Below are 24,316 nucleotides of genomic sequence, written 5' to 3'. Positions count from 1 at the left end.
AACGGCTAATTAGTAATTGTTATCTTTGTAACATTCAGATTAAAACTATCAGTTATGTCTCACATTATACCCTTAAGAGGATTTACTCCGAAGATTGCAGATGGTTGCTTTATCGCACCCAATGCCACCATTGTCGGCGACGTAGAGATGGGAAAAGGTTGCACCGTATGGTTCAACGCGGTGGTTCGCGGCGATGTGAACAGTATCCGCCTCGGCGAAAACGTGAATGTACAGGACGGCGCCGTGATCCATTGTACCTATGAGAAATCCAAAACCATTGTGGGCAATAATGTGTCTATCGGTCATAATGCTATCCTCCACGGTTGTACGGTAGATAATGACGTGCTGATAGGCATGGGCGCCATCGTGATGGACAATGCACATATCAGCAGCAACAGCATCATCGCTGCAGGCGCTGTGATACTGGCAGGCACCCATGTGGAGCCCGGCACTATCTGGGCCGGCGTACCCGCCAAAAAGGTAAAAGACATCGATATGGCCCTTATCAAAGGGGAGATCAACCGTATCTCCAAAAACTACAACATGTACGCTTCCTGGTACACGGAAGGAGGGCAACAACCCTAACGCTTTATAAAATTTTGTTATATTGCAGGCAAATATCCCTCTATGAAAACGTTTATTTGCCTGCTCCTTTTGGCCGTCATTGTACTGCCAGGCTGCTCTTCACAGAAATATGGGTGCCCCGCCACCGGCTACGATAAAAAAGATTTACAGCGGTCGAACCGCAAAGCTGGCAAACAAATGCGTTTATTCTAGTAAAACCTTACTATGCGCAAAATAATCGCCCTTGCCTTGCTCGCCGTCATCACCCTCATGGCCTGCCGTACACAAAAGAAAGGATGCCCCCTGCCTAAACGCAACTGGGGCGCAGAGAAAGTACTGGATGAATTAAATAAGCCTAAAAAATAACTAGTACTGTTCCTCCTCAATAGATTCGAGGATCGTGGCGTAACTCACATACCGTTCAGGGTCAATCTCTCCGGCTTCTACAGCGTCCTTGACAGCGCAGCCGGGCTCGTTGATATGCAAACAGTTATTGAATTGACATTGGGAAAGATAAGGCTGCATTTCCAGGAAATAGTGGGATAACTCCGTTTTGTCGATATCCACGATACCAAATTCACGCACGCCGGGGGTGTCTATCAGACAACCGCCGCCGGGCAGATCATGCATCTCCGCAAACGTGGTGGTATGCAACCCCTTGCCGCTCCAACCGCTCACCGCGGTGGTACGCAGGTCTAATCCCGGCACCAGATCATTGATCAGGGAGGATTTACCCACACCGGAATGGCCAGACATCAGCGTGGTCTTATCTTTCAGCAGCGCTCTGATTTCTTCCACCCCTTCCATCTCTGTGGCTGAGATCAGCTTCACCGGATATCCGATGCCGGTATACAGGGCCTCTATGGCTTCAAACAACTCCATTTCTTTCGCCCGATAAATATCCTTTTTGTTGAACACCAGCACGGCAGGAATATGATACGCCGCTGCGGTGACCAGAAAACGGTCAATAAATCCCAGGGAAGTCCGTGGCTCACGGATAGTACAGATCAACATCGCCTGGTCCAGATTGGCAGCAATAATGTGTTTTTTATTACGCCCGTGTGGAGAACTACGCACGATGTAATTCCGGCGTTCGCCGATTTCCGTGATCATGGCGTTTTTGGCGTTAGCATCACTGTCATCAGGCACCATCTCTACTACATCGCCCACGGCAATAGGATTGGTGGAAGTGATATCTTCATTCTTTTTGAAGATACCCTTCATCCTTGCCTGAAATGTTTCACCTGTGGTGGTTTTCACCACATACCAACTGCCTGTTGATTTGTATACTGTTGCTTGCAATAGTCCGGAAATTTATATCCCCAAAGGTAACTGTTTTCCACGCAAAGCTAAAAAGAGAGCAAAGAAACAAAGCTATTCCTTTGCCCTTTGCTCTCTTTAATCTCTTTTCATTACTAAAACCCAAGCCCTTTGCTTCTTTGCTCACTCTTCACCTTTGCGTGATTATGGTAAGCTTCTGAATACAGAATAACGCAGTACTACCTCCAGCAGTATACATGCCAGCGCCAGCATCGCCAGCGGGAAGAAATGCTCTGCATATCGTTTATAGGAGGTGATTTCTACTTTGGTTTTTTCCAGTTGATCAATTTCTGCATAGATGTTTTTCAGATCGGTGGTATTGGTGGCCCGGAAGTACTTCCCGCCGGTCTCTTTGGAGATCTTCTTCATCAGCGGTTCATCGATCTGCACGTCCTGCATCACCATCTGTACGCTGCCGTCGGCCATCGGCATCGGGAAAGGCGCTTTGCCCTGTGTTCCCACACCAATGGTGTATACCCTTATTTTGAAGGCCTTGGCTATTTCCAGCGCGGTAAGCGGATCTACGAGACCAGTGTTGTTCACACCGTCTGTCAGCAGGATGATCACCTTGCTTTTAGCATGACTGTTACGCAGACGGTCCACGGAGGTAGCGAGGCCCATACCGATGGCGGTACCGTCCTGCAACATGCCGCTTTTCACCTGCATGATCTGATTTTTCAACACAGCGTGATCTGTTGTGATCGGGCATTGGGTGAAGCTTTCACCGGAGAACACGACCAGGCCGATACGGTCGCTGATGCGCCTGTCCACGAAGTCCATCGCCACTTTTTTAGCGGCTTCCATCCTATTGGGCTGTAGGTCTTCCGCGAGCATACTCCCGGATATATCGATCGCCATGACAATGTCAATCCCTTCACTGTCGATGTTTTCAGAAGTATTGGATGTCTGCGGCCGGGCCAGCGCTGTTACCAGGGCGGCATAGGCCAAAATGCGCAGGGCCAGCAATACCGGCCGGAAACGCACCTTCCAGGATACTGGCAGTCCTCTGAGACCAGCCACGGACGATACCTTCATCACACCCTGCGACTTTTTCCGCCGGGCAATGCGCCAGTATATCATCACCGGTATCAGCAATAAAAGCCAGAAGAAAACCGGATGGGCAAATTCAATATTTTTCCACGCTGAAAAATCCATTACTTAAATTCAGTTAAATGACTAATTACGCGCCTGTTTGTGGCTTCTCATCCGGAGCACCGGGCGTTTGCGCGGCTGGCTCCTCTTTAGGCCTTGTCCATTCCAGGATCTCTTCCGCTTTGACCATACAGTCTACATGCTCATCTGCTGTAGGCTGTAATTTGGCAAATTTGGCAAGGTCCGCAATGGCCAGCAGGGAGCGTAATTTATCCCGTTGCTGGTTCAATTTGGTCACCGGCTTGATATTCTTCAACAGCTCTTCTGATGTCTGTTCCAACGCTGCAATACCAAACTGGTGCTCAAAATAGGTACGCAAAATATCTGTCAATCGGGTATAATACTGTTTGATGTCGCCTTGCTGCCACAGCTGTTCTTCTTTGAGTGATTTCAGCTGCTGTCTGGCCAGGTCGTAAGGTGTTACCAGCGGCAGTTTTTCCACCGGCTTCTTTTCCGGGCGTTTGCGGAAATACAGCCACAGCCCCAGTGCTATCAACACTATTGCACCGCCGCCGGCCATATATGGCCAGTAATCCCAGATGTTCCAGGGAACTGCCTGTACTGTCTTGATGGGTTTAAATGCTTTGGTGGTATCTACCGCAACGGTATTGACATCGAAGGCCAGCGGTTGGCTGAACAAGGTGTCTACGCTGTTGGCGCCGGTAGCGCCGTATACTTCAAATTTCAGGGGAGGAAACTCCCAGTGGCCGGAGTCAAAGCTGGTGATGGTGAGCGTTTGTTGCAGCACCTTCATGTCCTGCTGTGTCAGGGTGTCCGGATTGGAGCGGGTTACCACTTCAAAATGGTCCATAGAGTCCGGCACAACAGGTAACAGCAGCCTGAATTCGGGCTTGTTGAAAACAGCTGCCGGCACGGTGGCCTTCAGGTGCAGTTTCACCTGTTCACCAATCCGGATGCTGCTGCTGTCAGCCCTGGCGGTCACTTCGAGGGTATTTTGCGCCAGCAGGCCGAGTGGGAACAACAACCCAATAAAGAAAGATAAAAGTATACGTCTTATCACTTGCTGTTTATACATGTCTGAATTTGCTCTCCTTAATAACTTACGCCCTGTTCAGGAAAAATGTCTGCAAAGCTTTTACATAGTCTTCATCGGTACGGATAGTCATCAGCTCTGCGCCGCTTTTCATAAAGGCATTTTTGCAATATTGCGCATGTTGTGCAAACTGGTGTTCATAATATTGCCTTACCCGGCGGTCAGCGGTATCCAGCCACTGGGTAGCACCGGTTTCGGCATCGGCCACCTGAATAAGTCCAACGGGAGGCAGCTCCCGGTCGCGCTGGTCATATACCTGAATACCCACCATATCATGCCTTTTGGCGGCAATATTGAGGGCATCCTGATATTCACCGGACAGGAAGTCGCTCAGCATAAATACAATGCTGCGTTTTTTGGCGGCATTGTTAAAGAAGCGGAGCGTTTCCTTGATATTGGTACCTTTTCGTTTAGGCGTGAACGATAACAGCTCACGGATAATGAACAGGATATGTGATTTACCTTTTTTAGGCGGGATATATTTTTCCATCCCATCGCTGAAGAAGATAACGCCTACCTTATCATTATTTTTGATAGCCGAAAAAGCCAGTACGGCGCACAGCTCGGTGATCAGGTCCCGTTTATCGCGCTTCTGGGTGCCGAAGGAGGAGCTTTCGCTCATATCTACCAGCAGCATTACCGTCAGCTCTCTTTCTTCTTCAAAAATCTTCACAAACGGGTGGTTGAAACGTGCTGTCACGTTCCAGTCGATAGACCGTACGTCGTCCCCAAAGTGATAATCCCTCACCTCGCTGAACGACATGCCACGCCCTTTGAAAGCGCTATGGTATTCGCCTGCAAAGATGTGGTTGGTAAGACCTTTGGTCTTGATTTCTATCTGTCTTACCTTTTTGAGTATTTCGGCAGTGTCCAACATGATAAACGATTATGGCACTTCTACGGCATTGAGAATTTCGCTGAGGATGTTTTCGCTGGTCACGTTTTCAGCTTCTGCTTCATAGGTGAGGCCCACACGGTGGCGCATGACGTCGAAACAGATGCTGCGTACGTCTTCCGGGATCACATATCCTCTGCGTTTCATAAAGGCATAAGCTTTGGCCGCCAGCGCCAGGTTGATGCTGGCCCTTGGAGAACCACCATAGGAGATGAGTGGCTTCAGCTTCTGCAGTTTGTATTCTTCCGGATTACGGGTAGCGAATACGATATCGATAATATATTTTTCGATCTTCTCGTCCATGTACACTTCCCGTACCAGCTTACGTGCTTCCAGGATATCCGCCGGCTGTATGACCGCACGGATAGGAGCCGAAGCTTCCGGGTTCAGGTTCTGACGAATGATGTGTCTTTCTTCTTCCTTGGTAGGGTAGCCGATCACCACTTTCAGCATGAAACGGTCTACCTGCGCTTCCGGCAGGGTATAGGTACCTTCCTGTTCTATCGGGTTCTGAGTGGCCAGTACCAGGAAGGGATCGTCCAGTTTGAAAGTATTGTCACCGATGGTGATCTGTCTTTCCTGCATGGCTTCCAGCAGGGCGCTCTGTACCTTCGCCGGGGCACGGTTGATCTCGTCCGCCAGGATAAAGTTGGCGAAAATAGGCCCTTTACGTACTACAAACTCGTTCTTTTGCTGGTTGTAGATCATGGTGCCCACTACGTCCGCCGGTAACAGGTCGGGCGTAAACTGGATACGGCTGAACTTAGCATTAATGGCTGATGACAGCGATTTGATAGACAAGGTTTTTGCCAGGCCGGGTACACCTTCCAGTAATACGTGCCCCTGTGCCAGCAAGCCGATGAGCAATCTTTCCACCATATAACGCTGCCCCACAATTACCTTGCCCAGCTCCATGTTCAGGAGGTCCACAAAAGCGCTGGCCTGGTGAATTTTTTCATTCAGTTGCCGGATATCGGACGATGTATTTTCCATGCTGTTAGTTTTTCAAGTGTGCTAAAATAAACATTCTCTTGTCAAATAAAACTTATCAATATGTGAAATGGCCGTTAAAGTGCTGTTAAACTTGCCACAGTGGCTCATTCCCATGTCAATCAGCCTAACGGGGATGCCCAAATTAAGAAAGCTCCCGCATATTTATATAATATTTTTCCGTATAACGTACATTTGCCGTGGCTATGAGCCACTTAACAAGCAAACACTGACCCAAAAAAAGGCAATATCATGGAAGATCTTGAGAAGCGGTGGAAACCCGTAGAAGATATGCTGACGGCCAGGTTCGGAAAAAAGCCCAATATGGAGGCTATTCTGTTCCTCATCGGCGTCAATGAAATCAATCATCTGAAGAAGAAATACACGAAAGAGCAGAAACAGGACCTGATGCACGTGGCTGTTTGTACCCTGCTCAGTAAAAGCGGGTACTATGAAATGGATGGCTATGATAAAGACGGATGGCCTCATTTCAAAGAACTGCAGCCCGTCCCTAAATTTAACCTGGAAGAACAGGAAGCCTTTCTGAAAGAACATATCATTGAGTATTTCTCTGATGAAGAGGAAGCATAATCCACCGGTATGAAAAAAATAATACTCCTTTGTACCTTATTGATGGCCATCACCACTATGACCATGGCCAAAAACAGGAAAGTAAAAGTGATCACGCCCTACGGCACCATGGTGATACGCCTTTGCGACCAAACGCCCAAACACCGGGACAATTTCCTGAAGCTGAGCAGAAAACATTTCTATGATAGCACGCTGTTTCACCGTGTCATCAAAAAGTTTATGATTCAGGGTGGTGATCCGGACTCCAAACGTGCCAAACCCGGCGCGCCCCTCGGCGAAGGCGATGTAGGATACACCATCCCGCCAGAGTTTCAGCTGGACCTGTTCCACCGCAAAGGAGCGCTGGCAGCGGCTCGTGACGATAATCCCACGAAGTCCTCTTCCGGATGCCAGTTCTATATTGTACAGGGCAAAGTGTTCAACGATGAAGAACTGGACAAACTGGAGAAAACAAGACTGGGCGGCCGCAAAATCCCGGTAGACCAAAGAGAGATATACAAAACAGAAGGAGGCTCACCACATCTTGACCAAAACTATACGGTATTTGGCCAGGTTATTAAAGGCATGGAGGTGATCGATAAAATCGCCGCCGTGAAGACCGACAGTCTTAACAGGCCACTGGAGAATGTTCCCATGAAGATACGGGTCATCAAAAAATGGCTTTTCTTCTAAAAAAAATCAGCTAAATATCAAAATCAAAAAATCCGTAAATCTCTGAAGGATTCAGTATTTTTACGGCTCAAAACCAAACTAATTATGAATTTTCCGTCAAACCTGCGTTACACCAAGGATCACGAATGGGTTTTATTAGAAGGTAACATTGCTACAGTCGGCATTACCGAGTTTGCTCAACGCGAATTGGGCGATATCGTGTTTGTTGATATTCCTACAGTAGGTAAGACTTTAGAGGCCGAAGAAGTATTTGGTACCGTAGAAGCAGTAAAAACTGTTTCTGACCTGTTCCTGCCCGTTGCCGGCAAAATCGACAGCGTCAACGCTGACCTGGAAAGCGAACCTGAACTGGTAAACTCCGATCCATATGGCGAGGGCTGGATGGTTAAAATGACCGTTAAGAACCCTGCTGACGTTAATGCGCTGCTGACTGCAGATCAATACAAAGCACTGGTTGCTGAATAATTACGCCAACTGATATTTTAGATAGAAAAGACAACAGGATGCGCGTTCAGCGGCCCTGTTGTCTTTTTTTTGAATCACGTTAATCGATTTACCGGATCATGAAAATCTGGAAATATTATATTCCGGCCACCGCCTGGATCATACTGATCCTGATAGTTTGTACCCTTCCCGGTAAGGATATCCCCTCCAACTCTTTTTTCGAAAAAGTACATTTCGATAAGTTCGTTCACTTCTGCCTCTTCGGTGGCATTGTTTTTTTTCTGAGCCTCGGGGTATACTGGCAACGCAAACAGTTATCGTCCCGCACGTTGTTCCTCTTTGTGGTACTGGCGGCGGTGTATGGATTTTTGATTGAGGTGATCCAGAAATACTGGGCCATCGGGCGCAGCTTTGATATGTACGATGTAGCCGCTGATACGCTGGGTGCCATTGCCGGTGTATTTGTCTTTAAACTCTTCCGCTATCTGTTTTTGAGACAGTCTAAATAAAAAAATCCCCCCTGGAACCAGGGGGGAATGTATATCTGCTTATGAGAAATATGTCTCTTGAATATCTTTATTGCTGACCAGCTTCTCTCTTAGCGTCTTGTTTCATCTTGTCGTTCGCAAAGATGGAGAACTCCACACGACGGTTTTTAGCGCGGTTAGCATCTGTATCGTTTGGTACTTTAGGCTGGCTCTTACCATACCAGAAACCCTGGATACGGTTGGCAGCAACACCCTGGCCCTTCAGATAGTTTACCACAGTGTTGGTCCTTCTTTCAGACAGGCCCATGTTGTAAGCATCTGTACCTCTGTCGTCAGTGTGACCTTCCACACGTACATAAGTATCAGGGTACTTATTCAGGATTTTAGCCAGTTGCTGAATGCTTTCCTGTGAAGCAGGAGACAGGTCAGATTTATCGAAACCAAACAGTACGCCTGCGTCAAATGTTACGTTAATACCTTCATCCACCCGTTCAACCGTAGCATTCGGCACTTCATTTTTGATTTCCTGTGCCTGCTTATCCATTTTCTTACCGATCAGCGCACCACCAGCACCACCAAGAGCGGCACCAATAATAGCACCTAAGGCTGTATTGCCGGCTGCTTTACCGATAATGGCGCCAGCAGCAGCTCCGCCGCCTACACCAATCGCAGCGCCTTTTTTAGTATTGTCCATGCTCTGCCAGGTGCTACAGCTAAACAACATGGTTACTGATAAAACCAGGGCTACCAGAACATTGAGTCTTTTCATCTTAGTAATTTTAAACATGAAGGTTATTATATATATTTCAGGATGACAAATGTAAGTCGAAAAGTGGGAAACAAATACTTTGCCAGTTTCATTTAATTGTATACAACTAATTGAAATCTATATATGAACAAACATTAAAAAAAACACAAGCAATCAATTTATAATCAAATAATTATATACGATGTGCTTGTGTTTTTGCCGTTATGAATACATCCGGAGAGAGAACAATCAACTACCCCAAAAGGTTCTTCAGCATTCCGCCGATACCACCGCCGGCATCATTACCGCCCTGTTGTTGTTGACTGGCGCCATTGGAAAACAGGCTGGTCAGATCGCTGAGATCTACTTTACCATCGCCGTTTTTGTCCAGGCCACCGGACAGTTTGCCCAGCACGCCCTGCAGGTCAATGCCATTGGCTGCGCCGCCAGTCAGTGAACTGAAGATGTTGTTGAGGTTGAAACTACTGTTGGACGGGTCATTGGTTTTGTTCACCAGAGAGCCCAGTACCGTCGGGATCAGAGAGGCCGCCAATTGCGTAGCAGCGCCTTTGTCCAGATTAAATTTCTCGAGCAGCGTACCTACAAAATTATTGGAGATATTACCGACCACCGGATTGTCCTGGGTAGCGCCGGTAGCTGACTGGCCGCCCAGTAAGGACAATACGCCTTCGGTATTACCATTGGCCAGTTCCTGTTGCAGGCCGCTGGCAATAGATTCTGTAGCAGCACCGATCACTGCTTCATTTTGTTCATTGGGAACAGCGGGATTATTGACAACAGTGCTCTGTGCATGTTCCCGAACAAGTTCCATTAATTGCTCTAGCATCTTGATATGGATTTTTGTGGAAGAAAAATATTGTGGTATAAATTAAATGTAAGATTATTCCGGCATCCCGCAAAGCGTCACGCAAAGGGGCGTAAGAGAGCAGAGCGCGCAAAGGAGCGGAGATAAGAGCGGATGGTCCACGCAAAGGCGCTAAGCAGCAAAGGCGCAAAGGACACAAAGAGAGCGAAGAAAACCACATTTTGTGTTCTCTTCGCTCTTTATTAATTCTTTTTTAAATCTTATTTGAGCTTAATTTCTTAGCGCCTTTGCTGCTTAGCGCCTTTGCGGGCAACAACCTCCGATCCGACCTCCGATCCTTTGCGCGCTCTCCTCTCTTATGCTCCTTTGCGTGACAGGGACTAGCTACCCTGTTTCAGCTTCTCTGCGTTCTCGGCAAACTGGAGGGCATCCACCATGTCCTTGATTTCACCGTTCATGAAAGCATCGAGGTTATAAACGGTCATGCCTATACGATGGTCTGTAACGCGGCCCTGCGGATAGTTATAGGTACGGATTTTCGCGGAACGGTCGCCGGTAGACACGAGGCTCTTACGCTGGGAAGCGATGGCATCTTCATGTTTGCGAACGGCAGCCTCGTAGATACGGGTACGCAACATCTTCATGGCGATTTCGCGGTTGGAGTGCTGGCTACGGCCTTCCTGACATTCCACGACTACGCCGGTAGGAATGTGGGTAAGCCTTACCGCCGACTCGGTTTTGTTTACGTGCTGGCCACCAGCGCCGGAAGAACGGAACGTGTCCATTTTGATATCGGCTTCACGGACATCCACGTCTACCTCTTCGGCCTCAGGCAGTACCGCCACTGTAGCAGCGGAAGTATGTACACGACCGGCAGCTTCTGTGGCAGGCACACGTTGTACACGGTGTACGCCGGATTCAAACTTCAGGGTACCATATACGTCGTCGCCGCTCACTTCTATCACTACCTCTTTAAAACCGCCGGCAGAACCAGGGGTTTCATTCAGCAGGTTGGTGCTCCAGCCTTTGGTTTCACAGAAACGCAGGTACATACGCATCAGGTCACCGGCGAAGAGGCTGGCCTCATCACCACCGGTACCGGCACGTATCTCCAGGATGGCATTTTTCTCGTCCTGAGGATCTTTCGGGATCAGCAGGTTACGGATCAGCTCTTCCTGCTCTACCTTTTGCTCCTGTAGCGCTTCCGTTTCGGCTTTGGCCAGTTCGCGCATCTCTTCGTCGCCACTGTCCAGCACTTCCTTGTTGAAGGCAATATTGTCCAACAGCTTCCGGTAGGCATCATATGCCTTCACGATCTTTTCCAGCTGTCGGTATTCCTTGCTAAGCTGGCCAAATTTTTTGTTGTCGCTTACTACCTCCGGGTTGGTCAGTGCCAGCGCAACCTGTTCAAAACGGCCTTTTATCGCTTCGAGTTTGTCTATCATAATTATCTTTGACTTTTGAGTATCCCCTCCTGAAAGACGACAGGTGATACTGCTAATCGGGTTGCAAAATTAACACCATTCATTTAATTAAATATCAGGTTGTTGAAACAGATCAAATTAAAAGGGAAAGATATATTCGACGGCCAGCGTTTTTTGGGGCCCGGCCATGTGCTGGTATTGAACGAAGACGGAGTGGTGACGGGCATTGTAGCGGAAAATACCGCCGGCAACGATGTCCGGGAGCTGGACGGTATCCTGTGTCCGGGATTTGTTAATACGCATTGTCACCTGGAACTTTCACATATGAAAGGGGCGGTCCCGGAAAAAACGGGGCTGCCGGCCTTCCTGACCCGGGTAATGGAAAACCGCAACAGCGGCCATGATCAGGCTACCGCCATCGCAGAGGCCGAACAATCCATGTGGGAATCAGGCATTGCCGCAGTAGGGGACATCTGCAACAGCCCGGCCACGGTGGCCCAGAAACGCCACCAGCGCCTATATTACCATACTTTCGTGGAATGTATGGGCGTGGCGGAAGTCAGCGCCCCCGCCCGGTACCAATACAGCCTGGAAGTACTGCAGGCCTTCCGGGAGATACCCGGCCACAGCGCTTCCATTGTACCACACGCGCCATATTCTGTCAGCAGCGCACTGTTTGGACTGCTTGCCCAAACACCGCATAATTCGCCCGTAAGCATCCACAATCAGGAATGTGCGGCGGAAAATGAACTGTACAACACCAAAACCGGCGATTTCCTCCGGTTTTATGCCCATTTTGGTATGGACGCCGGCAGTTTCCAGGCAGCGGGCACCAACAGCCTGGAAGCCTACCTGCCCCGGTTTGCCCACAACAAAATACTGCTGGTGCACAATACCTATACGTCCGCGGCCGATATCCGGTTTGCCTTGCAACAACCATTGGAAACCTGGTGGTGCTTCTGTCCGCAGGCTAATTTGTATATTGAAGACCGGTTGCCCAACATCCCCCTGTTCCGGGAAGCAGGATGTAACATCGCGCTGGGAACCGACAGCCTGGCTTCCAACCACCAACTGTCTGTCTGGGAGGAAATAAAGACCATACAAACCCACTACCCGGACATACCGCTGGAAGAGCTGCTCCGCTGGGGAACCAGCAACGGCGCCAAAGCCCTCGGTATTGAAAGCCGCTACGGCAGCTTCGGAGCCGGTATGCAGCCCGGCGTGGTACTGATTGCCAATGATATCAAACGTATTATCTAGATTTAACCATATGAATGATTTCCTGAACCAGGTCTTCCTGGACAATCCCGTAAGGGACTACCTCATCCTCATTGGGGTACTGCTCTTCGTATCCTTTGTCAAACGTTATGTATCCAAAGGGATGGCCACCATCCTGTTCCGCCTGGTGCGCCACTGGTCGCCCCAGATAGAGGAAAGAGACTTTATTAACCTGCTGCTGCGTCCGCTGGAATACTTCCTGTTGCTGGTCACTTTTATGCTGACCATCGACCGGTTTACCTTTCCTACGGTATTGAATGTACATGTATACAACAAAGCCACCCTGAAGGACATCACCGATACCCTGCTGTCACTGGCTTTCAGCATGAGCATCATCTGGATCATGCTGCGCCTGATCGATTTCATCGCGCTGGTACTGGAAAAGAAAGCGGATCTGACGGAAGACAAAACAGATAATCAGTTTATCGTCTTCTTCCGTGATTTCTTTAAGGCCATCGTCTTTATCATGGGCGCCATCGCCTTTATCAGGATACTCTTCGGCCCATCGCTGGTAGAGAAGATCATCGCAGGCCTTGGTATCGGTGCGGCGGCCCTCGCCCTCGCTGCCAAAGAGAGCATCGAGAACCTGATCGGCTCCTTCATCATCTTCTTCGACAAACCATTCCGGGTAGGCGACAGCGTAAAGGTGGACTCCTGGCAGGGCACCGTAGAAAAGATCGGGCTGCGCAGCACCCGTATCCGTACCCTGGAGAAAACTTTCGTGACCGTCCCCAACAAAAAAATGGTGGACAGCATTCTCGATAACCTGTCGCTCCGCACGCAGCAACGGGTGGCCATGCGTATTGAAATAGGCTCGGAAACGCCTGCCGACAAGCTGCTGAAGGTACTGGACGACATTCGTAACCTGCTGAAAAGTAATTCCAACATATTACCCGGCTTCACCGTCAACCTGCACGATTTCACAAAAGACACCTACGTAGTACAGGTCATATTCAATACCTATATCATCGATGGTACCCAATATGCCTCCCTGCGGGAAAACGTGAACCTCGCTATCATACGGCTGCTGGCCGGCAATGATGTGAAACTGCCTACTACCTCCACCAATGTAACATTTGGGAATTTGGAGATTTAGATATTTTGATATTTTTTCATTCTGATATTGAGAGTATGCAAAAGTTCACTTGTCTTATCCAAATGAATCTTGCCTACTCTCAATATCAAAATATCAAAATGAAAAAATTCGTAAATGAAAAAGGCCTGTTGACAAACATCAACAGGCCTTTATTTACTTAGAAGTTCTTATTAGTCGGTTATTCTTTTTCTTTCTTGGAGCTGTTCAGCAGGATGCGGGACAGGTCTCCTTCGATAGATTCTTTCGGAGCGCCTACGATACGGCCTACTTCGCTGCCATCACGGAAAACGATCACGGTAGGCAGTTTTTTCACTTTATAGTCAGTAGGCGCATCTGTCTGCAGTTTCTGGTCAGCGCCAAACATCAGTACCTGATCTTCCGGGCTGCCGGCGGTGATCATTACTTTATACAGCTCAGGAACCACTTTACGGCTGGTTTCATCCCAGGTGCCCATTACCACCACCAGGTTATAGTTGGTACGATTGGCTTTAATGTAGTTGAGCATATTGTCGTTGGGCTGATAGCTGTTCACCCCTTTATAAAACCAATCGGTAGACTGGTCCTGCATCAGGGACTTCATTTCAATTTTGCCTTTCATCACTTTATCGTTTCCATTCTGTGCCCAGGCCATTGTTGAAAAAAGCAGGCCGCCTCCCAGGAGTAATGTTTTCAAGCGCATAATCATGTTTTTATAATTGATCTTTCAGTTCGGTTAAAAAACCACGTACCTTCAGCAAAGCTTGTACCATTTCGAAATTCCGGGCAGCCAGTTTGAGATCTTCCTTCAATTTTTGTTTGGCGCCTTCGATGGTATATTTTCTTTCCCGCAGCAAATGGTAGATCAGTTTGAGGTGCTGGATGTCTTCCTGACGGAACAGCCGGTCCCCTTTTCTGTTCTTTTTGGGTTGAAGAATATCAAATTCATTTTCCCAATAACGTATCAGCGAAGTATTTACCCGGAACATGGCAGCTACCTCACTAATTGAATAATATTGCTTGTCCAGCACTAATTTGTCCAACTCCATAATCAAGTCTGGGTCTTCCGATACCTCTTTCAATGATTTACGTCCCCGCTTTTTACCAGGAAGTCTGGGTACAACTATGGTCTTCTTCACTTTTGCTTTGACAGTGCCTCCCGCAGTCTCCGGTACCGGGTGGGGAGTTCCAGGTGTGGAAAAGAGGTCTAACTGTTGCATAAATGGTAAAAAACGGTGAAAAATATTCTTTACGGGAATGAAGTTAAGCTTTTCATAGCAAGCTTACTCCTTTTATCCTCCGGAAAAATATCATTTACCTGTTACAACACGTTAAAACCTAGCCACTAACAGCGCCGGATATTAGTCGAAGGACTGGTTACCGGACCTGGCCATCTTCAGCATACGGTCAAATTGTTCGGGAGTGAGGTCATTAAAGAAGAAGTACACCGGGTCAACTTTCTCTCCGTTTTTAATGACTTCATAGTGGCAGTGCGGGCCGGTGGACTTACCGGTGCTGCCTACCCAGCCCAGTACATCACCGCGTTTTACGGCCTGGCCGGACTTCACCTTCATGCGGAGCATGTGGCCATACAACGTTTTATAGCCATATCCATGTCGTACAATCACGTGGTTGCCGTATCCTACGTCGCTCAGACTGGCCTCTTCCACAGTACCATCGCCGGTAGCGTAGATAGGCGTACCGCTGGGCGCCGCAAAGTCGAGACCCGCGTGGTATTTCATGGTTTTATAGATCGGATCGATACGGTATCCAAAACCGGAAGCGATATGCTTCAGGTCTTTGTTGGCCACCGGCTGTATCGCCGGAATAGAAGCCAGCATCTGCTGTTTATTTTTCACGAGATTATCAATCTCGTCGTAAGATTTTTCCTGTGATTTGATTCGATTGGTCAGTTCTTTCAGCAAAATACCTGTAGAAGCCATGATTTCGCTACTGGCGAAGGATTGCAGCTGGGCCGCCTCTTCATCGCGGTTAATTTTGCCCTCCCGCGCACTGTCGGGAATAGGAGAGGCTTCAAAGATCACCCGGTAAATTTCATTGTCCCGCTCTTCCAGCTCGGTCAGTTTCCCCTTCACTTCCTTCATGCGGCCCTGTAAAGCTTCATATTTTTCCTTCATTCCCTCCAGGTCGCGGCGTAGCGACTTTTCCTTAGGGGAATCCACCACCCTGTAGGCCACCGACAGAAAGATCGCCCCGGTAACGATGGCAGCAGATACAAACCCGAGTATTCTCAGGATCTTCACCCGCAGGGATACTACGAGCTTCTCATATTTTAATGTTTGGGTGTTGTAAAAATATTTAACCTTCTTCATGCACCGGGTGTACTTTACGCTGGCTTACAGCAGTGAACGCTGATTCAGCAGTTTTATTTCATGAGGTCCAAACAAGCGGATGGCCGTTTTTGCGATATTTTCTGTCCACATTAACTTTTTTGCCGGGTAACACAACCTGTTTTGAATAATCATACAGGTTTCGATATTTTTGCACTCCCTGTAAACCGTCGGAAAATAAGGCGCACAAACCTAATGTAATTAGATTAAAACATCAACCTTTTGAATGTCAATTTTCTAACTACTTTATAATGGCTTGAAAAACAATACAGAAACGCCTGTTTTTCGTTGTTACATGGCAACAAAAATACATATTAACTCGCATCCATATTTATGACAGCATCTGAGATAAGACAGCAATTCCTGGATTTTTTTGCGTCAAAAGGACACCAGATCGTTCCTTCTGCCCCTATCGTGATTAAAAACGATCCCACCCTGATGTTCACCAACGCGGGCATGAACCAGTTTAAAGACTACTTTCTGGGCAATAAAACGCCGGCCCACACCCGGGTGGCGGACACGCAAAAATGTCTTCGTGTTAGTGGCAAGCATAACGACCTGGAAGAAGTAGGTATCGACACCTATCACCATACTATGTTCGAAATGCTGGGCAACTGGAGCTTTGGCGACTATTTTAAGAAAGAAGCCATCGCCTGGAGCTGGGAACTGCTGACAGAAGTGTATAAAATCCCGAAAGACAAACTCTATGTCACTGTTTTTGAAGGAGATGCGAGCGAAAACCTGCCTAAAGACGAGGAAGCCTATAACTTCTGGAAAGAACATGTTCCTGAAGACCGCATCCTGCTGGGCAACAAAAAAGATAACTTCTGGGAAATGGGAGACACCGGTCCATGCGGCCCCTGCTCCGAAATACACGTAGACTGCCGTCCAGACAACGAAAGGCAGGCCATCGACGGTAAGACGCTCGTTAACGCTGACCACCCACAGGTGATCGAAATATGGAACAATGTATTCATGCAGTTCAACCGCCTGAAAGACAAATCCCTCGAACCGCTGCCTGCCAAACACGTGGACACCGGCATGGGCTTCGAGCGACTGGTACGCGTACTGCAGGGTAAAACCTCCAATTACGACACCGACGTGTTCATGGGCACTATCCATATCACCGAACAGCTCACCGGCAAGAAATATGAAGGCACCGATACCCGCAAAGACGTGGCTTTCCGCGTAATCGCCGACCATATCCGCGCCATCTCCTTCACCATCGCCGATGGTCAGCTGCCATCCAATACCGGCGCCGGCTATGTGATCCGTCGCATCCTGCGCAGGGCCGTACGGTACTACTTCTCCTTCCTCGATGTGAAGAAACCATTGCTGCACGATCTGGTGCCCGTACTGGCAGCCCAGTTCTCTCACGTATTCCCTGAGCTGCAACAACAGGTGGACTTTGTGAAGAAAGTAGTGTTTGAAGAAGAGAACAACTTCCTGCGTACCCTCGAAAGCGGTATCCGCCGGATTGAAGATTTTATGCAGCAACAGGCAGCCACCAAAGCTATCGACGGCCAGACTGCCTTTGAATTATACGACACTTACGGTTTTCCGTTCGACCTCACCACCCTCATCGCCTCGGAAAAAGGCTTTACTGCCGACAAGCCAGGCTTCGAGGCTGCGATGCAACAACAGAAAGACCGCTCCCGCGCCGCTACAGCCGTAGACGCCGGCGACTGGGTGATCCTCGACGAAACACCGGAATCCGTATTCATCGGCTACGAACAGCTGGAAAGCACGACCAAACTGCTGAAATACCGTACCGTGAAAGCCAAAGGTAAAGAGCAGTTCCAGCTGGTACTGGGCCAGACTCCTTTCTACGCAGAAAGTGGCGGACAGGTAGGCGATACCGGCGTACTCCACTTCGACGATGAGGTGATACACGTCACCGACACCAAAAAAGAAAATAACCTGATCATCCACTTCGCCGATAAACTGCCCGCTAATCCGGCTGCCAGGGTGAAAGCAACGGTCACCAAAGATATCCGTCACAATACTGCCCGTCACCACTCCGCTACCCACCTGCTGCACGCCGCGCTGCGCCAGGTATTAGGTACGCACGTGGCCCAGAAAGGCTCTCTGGTGAATGCCGAGAACCTGCGCTTTGACTTCTCCCACTTCGCCAAAGTAACGGATGAAGAACTGGCACAGATTGAAGCGATCGTCAACGAAAAAATCCGCCAGAACATCCCGGTGGTGATAAAGGAACTGCCGAAAGAAGAAGCCCTGCAACTGGGCGCTATGGCTCTTTTCGGTGAGAAATACGGCGACGTGGTACGCGTGGTGATCATGGACCCGGCTTACAGCGTAGAACTCTGCGGCGGCACACACGTAGCCACTACCGGAGAACTGGGCCTGTTTAAGTTTGTGTCTGAAGGAGCGGTAGCTGCCGGCGTACGCCGCGTGGAAGCCGTTACCGGCGCTAAAGCGGAAGCTTTCGTGAACGAACAGCTGCAACAACTCAAAGAGATCAAAAACGTACTGAAAAACCCGAAAGAACTGGTAAAAACAGTGGAAACACTGGTGCAGGACAAGTCTTCCCTGGAAAAACAAGTGGAAGCCCTGGAACTGGAAAAAGTTCGCCAGCTCGCAGCCACCCTGCGTGATCAGGCACAGGACATCAACGGCGTCAATTTCCTTGGACTGGTGGTGAACGTTAGCAACGCGGAAGGCCTTAAACAACTGGCACTCCAGCTGAAAAACGATATCCCCAACCATGTACTGCTGTTTGCCGCCAACATCGGCGGTAAAGCCAGCGTAGCCCTCAGCATCGCAGAGGAACTGGTAACAGCCAAAGGCTGGGAAGCGCCTAAAATCATCAAAGAAAAAGTAGCTCCGCTGATCAAAGGCGGCGGCGGCGGTCAGAAATCCTTTGCCACAGCAGGTGGACAGGAGATCGACAAACTGGACCAGGTGGTAGCTGCCGTGAAAGCCATCATCGGATAATTTCATTTCGTATATCGACAGGAAGGCTGACCTTTTTGGGTCAGCCTTTTTTTATGCTGTATCTTAGCCCCCTCAGGGCAAATTTTAACAATTCATCTAATGACCGCGGTCACCTGGCGGACAGTTTTAACTTTTTCTTACATGTTGCCCCGGTTAATTTTGTAGCACTCAAAAAAATCAAACTGGCATATGAAAAACGTACTCAGAAATTTTACCCTGGCAGGCTTTAGTTGCCTCGCTGTAAGCGTGGCCGCTGCACAAAGTCCAGGTGCTTCAGCAAAAGATAAAATGGGCGAGTATGATGAAATCGTCATCAAAAACAAAAGCAACAAAGGCGGTAAGGTAATCGTAGAAATCAAAGACGGCGATATCCTGTTAGACGGCCAAAAAATGGACCAGTACAGCAATCCGGACATCTCCGTTTTCCGCCGGCGCATTACCCCGATGAATGGGAACAACTTCAGCTTTGACAACGGATCTTCCCGGGATGAAATTCAGCTGTTTGGCAGTGAAGGAGATGATGAAGGCGAGGAACTTCCTATTACCGGCAACAAAGCCGTATTAGGCGTTATCACCGAGAAAACGACAGCAGTAGGCGCCACCGTGAAATCAGTCGCCCCCGGCAGCCCGGCAGACAAAGCAGGTATCAAAGTGGGAGACGCTATCACAAAAATCAATAATGAAGTCATCAACGAACCGAAAGCCTTATTTGAAACCATTGGTCGTTTCAAACCAGGCGATAAAATAACGGTATCGTATACACGCAATAATAAACAAAACAAAGCCACCGTTACGCTGGACGAAAGGAAGGAAAATTCCTTCGGCGGTATCTTCAACGCACCGCGCAGAAGAAGCGAGTTGTTCACCTTTCCCATGCCTCGCGGCGGACAAGGCTTTGGTTTTGAAAGGGCAGATGAAGGCGTGAAACTCGGTATCCAGGTACAGGACACCGACGACGGAAACGGCGCACAGGTGATCAATATGGCACCGGGCTCTCCCGCCGAAAAAGCAGGCTTCAAAGTCAATGACCTGATCACCGACATGGCCGGCAGCACGGTAAAATCAGCGCATGATGTGGCAGAGATTTACCGCGCCAACCGCGACAAAGGAACGATAACGGCTACGATTAAACGAAATGGCCAGACACAGACAATCGACATCAAAGTGCCGAAAAAACTGCACACAGCGGACCTTTAAAAACGAGACTTTTTTCTTTTGGGTTTAATTATACAGACGAGAGGCTGACCTGCGTGGTCAGCCTCTTCGTTTTTATGTTGTAGCCCAGGACTTCATCCTGGCGCTTTATTTCATGATCTTTTTCAACAGGCCGAGTTTATTTTTAAACGGCGGATATTTTACCGGCACATCCAGCCAGGTACCGGTTTTCAGCATGCCTTTAGCATGAGTGAACGTTTCAAAACTGTAGCGGCCGTGGTACTGTCCCATGCCACTGAAACCTGCGCCGCCAAAAGGAAGCTCCGGATTGGTAAGATGTACCAGCGCGTTGTTCACACAGCCGCCGCCGAAGCGTACCTGCTCTATTAATGCGTTCTCTGTTTTTTTGCTTTTGGTGAAGACATATAACGCTAACGGATATGGGTTTTTCTTAATCGCCTGGATAGCCTGTGGCAGCGTTTCAAAAGTCAGGATAGGCAACACCGGGCCGAAAATTTCCTCCTGCATCACCGGATCGTCCCATTCCACCTCTTCCAGCAGGGTAGGGGCGATATAACGTTGATCACGATCAGTCTGGCCACCGTAGAGGATACGTCCTTCTTTCAGATAGGCAGCCACCGCATCAAACCGGCGGGTATTGATCATACGGGCATAGTCGCTGCTATCCGCTGGGTTCTCGCCAAAAAACTCCACGATGGCCGCTTTCAGGGCCGCCAGCAGTTCTTCTTTCACCTTGTGGTGTACCAGCAGGTAATCCGGCGCTACACAGGTTTGGCCTGCATTCCAGAATTTGGACCAGACGATCCGTTTAGCCGCCACCTTTATATTCACTTTTTCATCTACGATGCAGGGCGATTTACCGCCCAGTTCCAGCGTAACCGGTGTGAGATGCGGCACGGCCATCTCCATGATTTTTTTGCCGACGGGGATACTGCCGGTAAAAAATACATGGTCGAAACGGAAAGCCATCAGTTCAGGGATAACGGTACTACCGTCACCTTCCACCACACTGATATAAGCCGGGTCAAATGTTTCCCGGATCAGTTCCGCGATCACGGCAGCCGTATGCGGCGCCAGCTCGGAAGGCTTCAGGATGGCGCAGTTGCCGCCCGCAATAGCGCCTACCAGTGGGCTCAGTTGCAGCATAAAAGGATAATTCCAGGGCGCAATGATCAGCGTAAGTCCCAACGGCTCACGGTATACGCGGCTGCTGCTGGGATAGGTCACAAAGGGGGAAGTCACCACCTCCGGCTCCATCCACTGTTTCAGATTGGCGGCTATATAGGCAATCTCTTCATAGAGAAACCCTACTTCGCTGCTATAAGCCTCCAGCGGGTGTTTGTTGAGATCCTGTTTCAACGCTTCGAGAATACGGGGCTCATACCGCTGAATCGCTTTCTTCAGTTTTTGCAGCATCGCTTTTCTGAAGGCATAGGGGCGGGTAACACCGGAATCGAAATAGTCATGCTGGGCATTGTACAGCTGGCTTATCTGGGCATTGCTGATCATAGGGTAAAAATTTAACCTTTATCTGCCTCAAGTTAGGCATTTCCGGGCATGAAATAGGTCGGAAACCCAGCATTATTTGAATATATTTGCGATAATCAGTACGGATTATGAGCGATATCTACAGCAAATATGAAACAGTGATCGGGCTGGAAGTGCATGCCCAGCTGCTCACCGACAGCAAACTGTTCTGCAGTGACAGTGCTGCCTTTGGCGGGGCGCCCAACACCCATATCAGCGCCATTTCCCTGGCACATCCCGGCACCCTGCCCCGGATGAACCGTAAAGCAGCCGAATACGCCATTAAATTAGGCCTCGCCTGCCATTGCGAAATAGAAAAGGATAATTACTTCGCCCGTAAGAACTACTTCTATCCCGATCTGCCGAAAGGGTACCAGGTATCCCAGCATACCGCGCCCATCTGCAAAGGTGGCTATGTGCCGGTAGTAACCGATGCCGGCAGCCGGCAGATTCAGCTCAACCGTATCCATCTGGAAGAAGATGCCGGTAAGCTCCTCCATGATCAGGACCCGGCCAACAGCTATGTTGACTACAACCGCGCCGGCGTGCCACTCGTGGAAATTGTGAGTGAACCGGATATGCACACCAGCGATGAAGCCTACGCCTACCTGACCGAACTGCGGCGCCTCGTGCGTTACCTCGGCGTATGCGACGGCAACATGGAAGAAGGTAGTATGCGCTGCGACGCCAATATCTCCGTACGCATCAAAGGCACTACCACGCTGGGCACCAAGGTGGAAGTGAAAAACATGAACTCCATCCGTAACGTAAAGCGGGCCATTGATAACGAGGTAAAAAGGCAAATCGACCTGCTGGAAGCCAGCGGCACCCTGATACAGGAAACCCGCAGCTTCGACGCAGCTACCGGCAGCTCCTTCTCCCTGCGCTCCAAAGAAGAAGCTAACGACTATCGTTACTTCCCCGAGCCAGACCTGGCGCCATTCCATCTCACCGACGAGTTTATCGCCGCTATCAGAGCCACCCTGCCCGCTTTGCCGGAAGAACTGATCCGGAAATACACCACTGCATACGGACTGTCGGAATACGATGCCCGCGTGATCTGCGACGACAAAGGCACCGCCGACTATTTTGAAAGCCTCACTGCAGTCACTACACAATATAAGGCTGCCGCCAACTGGATGCTGGGCCCTGTGAAATCTTGGCTCAACGAGCATTCCGCGGACATCTCCCGGTTTCCGGTCACCCCGGCAGCATTGGCAGCGCTTATCCACCTCACCGACAGCGGGAAAGTAAGCTTCTCCATCGCCTCCTCACGGATATTACCGGAGATGATTACCGCCACTACGGAAGATCCGCTGGCCATCGCCACCCGGCTCAATCTCCTCCAGGACACCAACGCCGACAATATCAGCCCCATCATCGATGAGGTGCTGGCCAAATATCCGGATAAGGTAGCCGCCTTCCGCGGCGGCAAAAAAGGCCTGATGTCGCTCTTTGTAGGGGAAGTGATGAAACTATCCAAAGGCAAGGCAGATCCACGACTGACCAACGAGCTGTTGGCCGAAAAACTGAAAGGATAAGCCGCTTTGAAGATATTTAGCTAATATTGACAGTTGAAAGGCTCAGAAAACGATAAAAAATCAGTAGCATGAAAAAATACTTATTGTGGATGTCCGTAGCTGCATTCCTGGCGGGATGTACCGGACAAACAGAGAAAGGAGAATTTAAAATCGAGGGACACTTTACTAATCTTCCCCTTGGACCTGTAGTACTGGAAGAGCTGACGCTGGACAACCTGAAAGTGGTAGACTCCACCAGCGTAAAAGATGCCAGCGGTAAATTTACCCTGAAAGGTATGGTACCTGAACAAGGTCTCTACCGCATCCGTTTCGACAATGGCAAATTCATCCTGCTCTCTCTCGATGCAGGCGATATGAAACTGGAAGGAGATGCCAACAACCTCGAAGGTTTGAAGGTAAGCGGTTCTGAAGCTACTTCTGAGCTGCAGCAGTTCCTGCAAGACATCAGCAAACAGTCCATCGCCCTCACAGAAGAAATGCGCAGGGTAGACAGCCTTCACGGCGCCAAAGTGCCGGACAGCGTATTCCAGCCACAGCTGGCCGCTATCCAGAAAAAAGAAAAAGATTTCGAACAGGGATTCTTTAACATGGCTGAAAAAACAAAAAATCCGGCCAACGCCGTATTTGCGATCAGCCAGGTAAGAAACCCGGAAGAAATCATCTCCCATAAACAAATCATCACCGGTTTAACCACCCGCTTCCCTAAAAATACTTTGGTCAAAAGCATGACCGACAAAATCGCTGAACTGGAGAAAAACAACCAGTTAGGCAGTGCGGACGCAGCAGGCGGAGATGACGAAGAAGCAACCGCTGTAAAAGTGGGAATGGAAGCTCCCGACTTCACCCTTCCGGACCCTAACGGTAAAATGATCAGCCTGAAATCTATGCGTGGCAAATATGTACTGCTCGATTTCTGGGCCAGCTGGTGTGGTCCCTGCCGCGAAGAAAATCCGAACGTAGTGAAAGCCTTCCAGCAGTTTAAAGGTAAAAACTTCACCGTCTTCGGCGTGTCATTGGATAAAACCAAAGATCAATGGGTAGCCGCTATCATAAAAGACGGCCTCACCTGGAACCACGTAAGCGATCTGAAATTCTGGGACTCTTCTGTAGTGCCTTTATATGGCATCAACGCTATCCCTACTAACTTCCTGCTCGATCCTCAGGGTAAAGTGATCGCCAGCAACCTCAGAGGCGATCAGCTGATCGCTAAACTGAAAGAAGTACTGAAATAATATCTTCCGATTATTT

25 protein-coding genes are annotated in these 24,316 nt (G+C 49.1%); 13 read left to right on the top strand and 12 right to left on the bottom strand.

The window, feature by feature from the left end; genetic code table 11:
• Positions 1–54 precede the first annotated feature (54 nt).
• From ICL55_RS12680 to ICL55_RS12675, 3 genes are read left to right on the top strand one after another with little or no spacing between them, the layout of a single operon-like run.
• On the top strand, positions 55–585 hold the full coding sequence (locus ICL55_RS12680) for a gamma carbonic anhydrase family protein (RefSeq protein ID WP_188097583.1): 531 nt from the start codon (positions 55–57) through the stop codon (positions 583–585).
• A gap of 42 nt (positions 586–627) precedes the next feature.
• Entirely contained in the window at positions 628–777 is a 150-nt protein-coding gene (locus ICL55_RS35075) for a hypothetical protein (protein ID WP_223151420.1), read from the top strand.
• A gap of 12 nt (positions 778–789) precedes the next feature.
• The gene (locus ICL55_RS12675) at positions 790–930 is read left to right on the top strand and encodes a hypothetical protein (RefSeq protein ID WP_188097581.1); all 141 of its coding nucleotides are present in this window, start codon (positions 790–792) and stop codon (positions 928–930) included.
• Here ICL55_RS12675 and rsgA read toward each other — a convergent pair whose 3' ends face one another.
• The 5 genes from rsgA to ICL55_RS12650 form a co-directional block, all read right to left on the bottom strand.
• A complete protein-coding gene (gene rsgA / locus ICL55_RS12670) occupies positions 931–1,866 on the bottom strand; it encodes a ribosome small subunit-dependent GTPase A (protein WP_188097579.1) in 936 nt (311 codons plus the stop codon). It abuts the gene before it with no gap.
• Positions 1,867–2,028: 162 nt separating this feature from the next.
• Positions 2,029–3,039, bottom strand: a complete 1,011-nt coding sequence (locus tag ICL55_RS12665) for a vWA domain-containing protein (RefSeq protein ID WP_188097577.1) — start codon at positions 3,037–3,039, stop codon at positions 2,029–2,031.
• Positions 3,040–3,064: 25 nt separating this feature from the next.
• Positions 3,065–4,072, bottom strand: coding sequence for a hypothetical protein (locus ICL55_RS12660; RefSeq protein WP_188097575.1), 1,008 nt, complete (start codon positions 4,070–4,072; stop codon positions 3,065–3,067).
• Positions 4,073–4,097: 25 nt separating this feature from the next.
• On the bottom strand, positions 4,098–4,967 hold the full coding sequence (locus ICL55_RS12655) for a DUF58 domain-containing protein (protein ID WP_188097573.1): 870 nt from the start codon (positions 4,965–4,967) through the stop codon (positions 4,098–4,100).
• Between the two features lie 9 nt (positions 4,968–4,976).
• A complete protein-coding gene (locus ICL55_RS12650; RefSeq protein ID WP_188097571.1) occupies positions 4,977–5,978 on the bottom strand; it encodes an AAA family ATPase in 1,002 nt (333 codons plus the stop codon).
• Between the two features lie 249 nt (positions 5,979–6,227).
• Here ICL55_RS12650 and ICL55_RS12645 point away from each other — a divergent pair, with 249 nt between their 5' ends.
• The 4 genes from ICL55_RS12645 (at position 6,228) to ICL55_RS12630 (ending at position 8,191) form a co-directional block, all read left to right on the top strand.
• Positions 6,228–6,566, top strand: coding sequence for a hypothetical protein (locus ICL55_RS12645; protein ID WP_188097569.1), 339 nt, complete (start codon positions 6,228–6,230; stop codon positions 6,564–6,566).
• A gap of 9 nt (positions 6,567–6,575) precedes the next feature.
• Positions 6,576–7,238, top strand: coding sequence for a peptidylprolyl isomerase (locus tag ICL55_RS12640; RefSeq protein ID WP_188097567.1), 663 nt, complete (start codon positions 6,576–6,578; stop codon positions 7,236–7,238).
• A gap of 84 nt (positions 7,239–7,322) precedes the next feature.
• On the top strand, positions 7,323–7,703 hold the full coding sequence (gcvH, locus tag ICL55_RS12635) for a glycine cleavage system protein GcvH (protein ID WP_188097565.1): 381 nt from the start codon (positions 7,323–7,325) through the stop codon (positions 7,701–7,703).
• A gap of 98 nt (positions 7,704–7,801) precedes the next feature.
• A complete protein-coding gene (locus ICL55_RS12630) occupies positions 7,802–8,191 on the top strand; it encodes a VanZ family protein (protein WP_188097563.1) in 390 nt (129 codons plus the stop codon).
• A gap of 67 nt (positions 8,192–8,258) precedes the next feature.
• On the opposite strand, the gene ICL55_RS12625 is transcribed toward ICL55_RS12630, so the two are convergent.
• The 3 genes from ICL55_RS12625 to prfA form a co-directional block, all read right to left on the bottom strand.
• Positions 8,259–8,939, bottom strand: a complete 681-nt coding sequence (locus ICL55_RS12625; protein ID WP_188097561.1) for a YiaD family glycine zipper/OmpA-like lipoprotein — start codon at positions 8,937–8,939, stop codon at positions 8,259–8,261.
• Between the two features lie 232 nt (positions 8,940–9,171).
• Positions 9,172–9,765, bottom strand: a complete 594-nt coding sequence (locus ICL55_RS12620) for a hypothetical protein (RefSeq protein WP_188097559.1) — start codon at positions 9,763–9,765, stop codon at positions 9,172–9,174.
• Positions 9,766–10,124: 359 nt separating this feature from the next.
• Positions 10,125–11,189 (bottom strand): peptide chain release factor 1, encoded by a 1,065-nt coding sequence (gene prfA, locus ICL55_RS12615; RefSeq protein ID WP_168870559.1) that lies wholly within the window; start codon positions 11,187–11,189, stop codon positions 10,125–10,127.
• 102 nt (positions 11,190–11,291) lie between these two features.
• Between prfA and ICL55_RS12610 the strand changes: the two genes are divergently transcribed.
• Both ICL55_RS12610 and ICL55_RS12605 read left to right on the top strand, forming a co-directional pair.
• Positions 11,292–12,428 (top strand): amidohydrolase family protein, encoded by a 1,137-nt coding sequence (locus tag ICL55_RS12610; RefSeq protein ID WP_188097557.1) that lies wholly within the window; start codon positions 11,292–11,294, stop codon positions 12,426–12,428.
• 10 nt (positions 12,429–12,438) lie between these two features.
• The gene (locus ICL55_RS12605; RefSeq protein WP_188097556.1) at positions 12,439–13,542 is read left to right on the top strand and encodes a mechanosensitive ion channel family protein; all 1,104 of its coding nucleotides are present in this window, start codon (positions 12,439–12,441) and stop codon (positions 13,540–13,542) included.
• A 178-nt stretch (positions 13,543–13,720) separates the two neighbouring features.
• Here ICL55_RS12605 and ICL55_RS12600 read toward each other — a convergent pair whose 3' ends face one another.
• The 3 genes from ICL55_RS12600 to ICL55_RS12590 form a co-directional block, all read right to left on the bottom strand.
• Positions 13,721–14,215 (bottom strand): thioredoxin family protein, encoded by a 495-nt coding sequence (locus ICL55_RS12600; protein WP_188097554.1) that lies wholly within the window; start codon positions 14,213–14,215, stop codon positions 13,721–13,723.
• 16 nt (positions 14,216–14,231) lie between these two features.
• Positions 14,232–14,738 (bottom strand): MerR family transcriptional regulator, encoded by a 507-nt coding sequence (locus ICL55_RS12595; RefSeq protein WP_246496235.1) that lies wholly within the window; start codon positions 14,736–14,738, stop codon positions 14,232–14,234.
• Positions 14,739–14,879: 141 nt separating this feature from the next.
• Positions 14,880–15,851, bottom strand: coding sequence for a peptidoglycan DD-metalloendopeptidase family protein (locus tag ICL55_RS12590; RefSeq protein ID WP_188097552.1), 972 nt, complete (start codon positions 15,849–15,851; stop codon positions 14,880–14,882).
• Positions 15,852–16,202: 351 nt separating this feature from the next.
• Here ICL55_RS12590 and alaS point away from each other — a divergent pair, with 351 nt between their 5' ends.
• On the top strand, positions 16,203–18,824 hold the full coding sequence (alaS, locus tag ICL55_RS12585) for an alanine--tRNA ligase (protein WP_188097550.1): 2,622 nt from the start codon (positions 16,203–16,205) through the stop codon (positions 18,822–18,824).
• Positions 18,825–19,013: 189 nt separating this feature from the next.
• A complete protein-coding gene (locus ICL55_RS12580) occupies positions 19,014–20,021 on the top strand; it encodes a PDZ domain-containing protein (RefSeq protein WP_188097547.1) in 1,008 nt (335 codons plus the stop codon).
• 105 nt (positions 20,022–20,126) lie between these two features.
• Here the strand turns inward: ICL55_RS12580 and ICL55_RS12575 are convergent, their stop codons facing one another.
• Positions 20,127–21,509: an aldehyde dehydrogenase gene (locus ICL55_RS12575; RefSeq protein ID WP_188097545.1), complete on the bottom strand. Its 1,383-nt coding sequence runs from the start codon at positions 21,507–21,509 to the stop codon at positions 20,127–20,129.
• A 107-nt stretch (positions 21,510–21,616) separates the two neighbouring features.
• Here ICL55_RS12575 and gatB point away from each other — a divergent pair, with 107 nt between their 5' ends.
• Positions 21,617–23,068 (top strand): Asp-tRNA(Asn)/Glu-tRNA(Gln) amidotransferase subunit GatB, encoded by a 1,452-nt coding sequence (gene gatB, locus ICL55_RS12570; protein ID WP_188097542.1) that lies wholly within the window; start codon positions 21,617–21,619, stop codon positions 23,066–23,068.
• A 68-nt stretch (positions 23,069–23,136) separates the two neighbouring features.
• A complete protein-coding gene (locus ICL55_RS12565) occupies positions 23,137–24,300 on the top strand; it encodes a TlpA disulfide reductase family protein (protein WP_188097540.1) in 1,164 nt (387 codons plus the stop codon).
• Positions 24,301–24,316 lie beyond the last annotated feature (16 nt).

Origin of the sequence: Chitinophaga varians, assembly GCF_014529945.1 — a bacterium.
Lineage (GTDB): Bacteria > Bacteroidota > Bacteroidia > Chitinophagales > Chitinophagaceae > Chitinophaga > Chitinophaga varians.
Note: the sequence above shows the minus strand (reverse complement) of the source record. Positions and strands in the feature narration are given on the sequence as shown.

Coding starts and splice junctions, on each gene's coding strand:
- ICL55_RS12680 (WP_188097583.1), top strand. CDS start 55: ATGTCTCACATTATACCCTTAAGAGGATTTACTCCGAAGATTGCAGAT.
- ICL55_RS35075 (WP_223151420.1), top strand. CDS start 628: ATGAAAACGTTTATTTGCCTGCTCCTTTTGGCCGTCATTGTACTGCCA.
- ICL55_RS12675 (WP_188097581.1), top strand. CDS start 790: ATGCGCAAAATAATCGCCCTTGCCTTGCTCGCCGTCATCACCCTCATG.
- ICL55_RS12665 (WP_188097577.1), bottom strand. CDS start 3,039: ATGGATTTTTCAGCGTGGAAAAATATTGAATTTGCCCATCCGGTTTTC.
- ICL55_RS12660 (WP_188097575.1), bottom strand. CDS start 4,072: ATGTATAAACAGCAAGTGATAAGACGTATACTTTTATCTTTCTTTATT.
- ICL55_RS12655 (WP_188097573.1), bottom strand. CDS start 4,967: ATGTTGGACACTGCCGAAATACTCAAAAAGGTAAGACAGATAGAAATC.
- ICL55_RS12650 (WP_188097571.1), bottom strand. CDS start 5,978: ATGGAAAATACATCGTCCGATATCCGGCAACTGAATGAAAAAATTCAC.
- ICL55_RS12645 (WP_188097569.1), top strand. CDS start 6,228: ATGGAAGATCTTGAGAAGCGGTGGAAACCCGTAGAAGATATGCTGACG.
- ICL55_RS12640 (WP_188097567.1), top strand. CDS start 6,576: ATGAAAAAAATAATACTCCTTTGTACCTTATTGATGGCCATCACCACT.
- gcvH (WP_188097565.1), top strand. CDS start 7,323: ATGAATTTTCCGTCAAACCTGCGTTACACCAAGGATCACGAATGGGTT.
- ICL55_RS12630 (WP_188097563.1), top strand. CDS start 7,802: ATGAAAATCTGGAAATATTATATTCCGGCCACCGCCTGGATCATACTG.
- ICL55_RS12625 (WP_188097561.1), bottom strand. CDS start 8,939: ATGAAAAGACTCAATGTTCTGGTAGCCCTGGTTTTATCAGTAACCATG.
- ICL55_RS12620 (WP_188097559.1), bottom strand. CDS start 9,765: ATGCTAGAGCAATTAATGGAACTTGTTCGGGAACATGCACAGAGCACT.
- prfA (WP_168870559.1), bottom strand. CDS start 11,189: ATGATAGACAAACTCGAAGCGATAAAAGGCCGTTTTGAACAGGTTGCG.
- ICL55_RS12605 (WP_188097556.1), top strand. CDS start 12,439: ATGAATGATTTCCTGAACCAGGTCTTCCTGGACAATCCCGTAAGGGAC.
- ICL55_RS12595 (WP_246496235.1), bottom strand. CDS start 14,738: ATGCAACAGTTAGACCTCTTTTCCACACCTGGAACTCCCCACCCGGTA.
- ICL55_RS12590 (WP_188097552.1), bottom strand. CDS start 15,851: ATGAAGAAGGTTAAATATTTTTACAACACCCAAACATTAAAATATGAG.
- alaS (WP_188097550.1), top strand. CDS start 16,203: ATGACAGCATCTGAGATAAGACAGCAATTCCTGGATTTTTTTGCGTCA.
- ICL55_RS12580 (WP_188097547.1), top strand. CDS start 19,014: ATGAAAAACGTACTCAGAAATTTTACCCTGGCAGGCTTTAGTTGCCTC.
- ICL55_RS12575 (WP_188097545.1), bottom strand. CDS start 21,509: ATGATCAGCAATGCCCAGATAAGCCAGCTGTACAATGCCCAGCATGAC.
- gatB (WP_188097542.1), top strand. CDS start 21,617: ATGAGCGATATCTACAGCAAATATGAAACAGTGATCGGGCTGGAAGTG.
- ICL55_RS12565 (WP_188097540.1), top strand. CDS start 23,137: ATGAAAAAATACTTATTGTGGATGTCCGTAGCTGCATTCCTGGCGGGA.